The sequence below is a fragment of the Lentibacter sp. genome, assembly GCF_029254145.1.
Lineage (GTDB): Bacteria > Pseudomonadota > Alphaproteobacteria > Rhodobacterales > Rhodobacteraceae > Lentibacter.
Genome location: NZ_JAQWYD010000106.1, coordinates 1 through 3,410 on the forward strand (window position 1 = coordinate 1; position 3,410 = coordinate 3,410).

5 protein-coding genes and 1 pseudogene are annotated in these 3,410 nt (G+C 54.9%); all 6 read left to right on the top strand.

Annotated elements, in window-relative coordinates; genetic code table 11:
• Nucleotides 1-555 (top strand): annotated as a pseudogene (locus P8O11_RS11925) (ABC transporter ATP-binding protein); the annotation flags it as partial.
• The gene (locus P8O11_RS11930) at nt 552-1,181 is read left to right on the top strand and encodes a MarC family protein (RefSeq protein WP_300294458.1); all 630 of its coding nucleotides are present in this window, start codon (nt 552-554) and stop codon (nt 1,179-1,181) included. The pseudogene P8O11_RS11925 and the gene P8O11_RS11930, both read left to right, overlap by 4 nt.
• A 3-nt stretch (nt 1,182-1,184) precedes the next feature.
• Complete coding sequence (locus P8O11_RS11935) at nt 1,185-1,760, top strand: TIGR02281 family clan AA aspartic protease (RefSeq protein ID WP_300294460.1); 576 nt, start codon at nt 1,185-1,187, stop codon at nt 1,758-1,760.
• Between the two features lie 9 nt (nt 1,761-1,769).
• Nucleotides 1,770-2,585: a tRNA (guanosine(37)-N1)-methyltransferase TrmD gene (gene trmD, locus P8O11_RS11940; RefSeq protein ID WP_300294462.1), complete on the top strand. Its 816-nt coding sequence runs from the start codon at nt 1,770-1,772 to the stop codon at nt 2,583-2,585.
• 227 nt (nt 2,586-2,812) lie between these two features.
• The gene (gene rplS, locus P8O11_RS11945) at nt 2,813-3,190 is read left to right on the top strand and encodes a 50S ribosomal protein L19 (RefSeq protein ID WP_089890420.1); all 378 of its coding nucleotides are present in this window, start codon (nt 2,813-2,815) and stop codon (nt 3,188-3,190) included.
• A 14-nt stretch (nt 3,191-3,204) separates the two neighbouring features.
• Nucleotides 3,205-3,410 (top strand): 50S ribosomal protein L31 (gene rpmE, locus P8O11_RS11950; RefSeq protein ID WP_300294465.1); only part of this gene is annotated, 206 nt, incomplete at its 3' end.

The window sequence follows — 3,410 nt, forward strand, 5'->3', positions numbered from 1 at the left end:
CAGCTCTCGCTGATGCTGGCGACAATTGACGCGCCACATCTGCTCATCCTCGATGAACCGACAAACCACCTTGATATCGAAAGCCGCGAAGCTTTGGTTGAGGCACTCACCGCCTATACTGGCGCAGTTATCCTTGTCAGCCACGATATGCACCTGCTCAGTCTCGTGGCAGATCGCCTGTGGCTCGTGAAAGACGGTGCAGTGAAGCCCTATGAGGGCGATCTAGAGAGCTATCGTGCGCTTTTGCTGGGGGCTCCTGAGAAAAAATCAGACAAAAAGACTGAAACGCAAAAAGCTCCAAAGCCGAAGCGTGCGCCACGGTTGTCCGTACTCGAGCTGCGCGCTGAAGTGCGCAAATGCGAAGAACGCGTTGAAAAGCTTGAACGCATGCGCGCTCGTATGGACGAGATGCTGGCCGATCCCACGCTTTACAGCGAGCGCAAGCATGCTGTTCCAGAGCTTCAGCGCAAAGATGGTGAGCTTAAGGTTGCCCTCAAACGCGCCGAGGCGCTTTGGGAGGGAGCTATCGCCAAGCTAGAGGCAGCTGAGGCATGATTACATCAGCCTTTGTCATAACGGCCTTTGCAACGCTCTTCGTGATTATCGACCCGATCGCCCTTACGCCGATCTTTGCGACAATCACGCAAGGTATTCCCACAGTTGAACGCCGCCGGATCGCCCTGCGGGCCTGCCTTGTTTCCTTCTTTATTCTTGCCGCCTTTTCCTTTTTTGGCGAAGCCTTGATGCATTTCATCGGGATATCCATGCCTGCTTTTCGCGTGGCAGGCGGCATCCTCTTATTCCTGACAGCGCTTGAAATGTTGTTTGAACGCCGCACCAAGCGGCGTGAAGATCAGGCGGGCGACGAACCTGATCCGAGCCATGACCCGTCGGTTTTCCCTCTGGCTGTTCCTCTGTTGGCAGGACCAGGCGCGATTGCATCGGTGATCCTTTTGTCAGGGCAAGCACCTGGACTCGCAGGTACTTTTACAGTGATCGGGATTGTTGCGGTCGTACTCTTCGTGGTCTTCTTGTCTTTACAGGCCTCTGCACTGCTGGAACGCGCTTTGGGCAAGACAGGCATCAATGTCGCCACACGGCTTTTAGGCATGCTGTTGGCCGCGCTCGCTGTGCAGTTTGTTCTGGATGGTTTGCGCGCATTTGGCTTTGCAGGCGGCTGAGCGATGGAGCTTTGGACTGGCCTCCTCGTTCTGGCGCTGGTTCTTGCAGCTCTGCTGGTCTGGCGCCTTTGGCCAAGCCGCCGACGCCTGTCCCCTCTGGGCCAAGAAATGCTGCGCTGGGTCATGGTGCTTGCGATAGCTCTTGGTATCTACAGCTTCGGTGAAAACCTCGTTGAACCATTTCGGACGACCCAAACGGTTAACACATCACAAGGCGTGATAGAGCTGCCACGTGAAGCCGACGGGCATTACTATCTCACGGCAAAAATCAATGGTGCGCAGATCCGTTTTGTAGTCGACACAGGAGCTACGGGGATTGTGCTCAGCCAGAGCGACGCAGCAAGAGTCGGGCTAGCCTCCGAACAATTGGCTTACATCCATTCGGCCAACACGGCCAATGGCGTTGTCCGTATCGCACCCGTGAAACTTGATGAATTTGACGTCAATGGAATCAAAGATCTGAACGTGCGTGCCTACGTGAACGAGGGCGAGCTGACAGGCTCACTTCTCGGCATGAGCTATCTAAGACGCTATGAGAAGATTATTATCACTCGTGACATGCTGCGCCTTGAGCGCTAAGGCTTCGGCATGACAGACATCGAAAAATCCGCCAACAAGTCACACGGTCGCAAGACCCTGCGCCCTTCTCTCAAGCCCCGTGCACTTATGGAGGACGAGCAGTTAGCCAATGCTTGGACCGCGCAAGTTATAACGCTGTTTCCTGATGCCTTTCCGGGAGTTCTCGGCCAAAGCCTGACAGGTAAAGCCCTCAAAGACGGGCTCTGGCAGCTAGATGCAATTGACTTACGACCGTTCGGGATCGGCAAGCATCGCAATGTCGATGATACACCCGCTGGCGGCGGGGCTGGAATGGTCTTGCGCGCTGATGTCGTCAGCGCCGCCATAGAAATGGCAAAACAGCGCGCGCAGGCTCCCCTTCCCCTTGTTTATCTTAGCCCACGCGGCAAACCCTTTACCCAAGCTATGGCCAAAGGCCTTGCGGCGGGCCAAGGCGTAACGCTGCTCTGCGGGCGCTTTGAAGGCGTTGATGAGAGGGTTTTGGAACACTACGGCGTCGTAGAAGTTTCGATGGGGGATTATGTTCTGACAGGTGGTGAAATTGCGGCGCAGGCGCTTTTGGATGCTTCAGTCAGACTTATCCCCGGCGTACTTGGCAACGCGGAAAGCGCCGAGGAAGAAAGTCACTCAAATGGCCTTCTCGAGCATCCGCAATACACCAAGCCCGCAGAGTGGCAAGGCCGCGCAATTCCTGATGTATTGATGTCTGGTCATCATGGCGAAATTGCCAAGTGGCGCAAAAAGATGTCGGAAGCCCTGACCAAACTTCGCCGCCCAGATATGTGGCAGGCCTTTTTGGACAACAACCCATCCGATAAGCCTTGATCTAAAGCTCTTTCGGGCCTAGAACGCCCGAGTTCGGAATCACTTTTGTGACTCTGGGCTGCGAGTGCTGTGCGCTTTCTTCGGCGCGATCCTCGGCACAAACATGATGACAAGCAATGTCGGACTGACTCCGGCGGGCGCAAATTGCGGACCCGACAGAAGACACGGAGCGACAGGACGCGAGAAAACTTCGTGGGAAAACCGCGAGCATAATTAGGAGATGGTCAATGGACCTTCTGAGAGAAATCGAAGCGGAGCAAATTGCTGCGCTCGGGAAAAAGATCCCCGACTTCAAAGCAGGCGACACTATTCGCGTCGGCTTCAAAGTGACTGAAGGTGTTCGCACCCGTGTTCAGAATTACGAAGGCGTCTGCATCAGCCGTAAGAACGGCAAAGGCATCGACGGCTCGTTTACTGTGCGCAAAATCAGCTTTGGCGAAGGTGTTGAGCGGGTTTTCCCACTGCACTCGACAAACATCGACGAGATCACAGTTGTGCGTCGCGGCCGCGTTCGTCGCGCCAAGCTTTACTATCTTCGTGCACGTCGCGGCAAATCTGCCCGTATCGTCGAAGATACCAACTATAAGCCACGCGCTGAAGCGTAAGCGGGAGAGAGACCATGAAAAAAGATATCCACCCCGATTACCACTTCGTCGAAGTCAAAATGACAGACGGTACGATGCTCAAGATGCGTTCCACATGGGGCAAAGAAGGCGATACGCTTTCACTTGATATCGACCCGACAGTTCACCCAGCATGGACAGGCGGCAACTCGCGCCTTCTCGACGCTGGCGGACGCGTATCGAAGTTCAAAAAGAAATACGA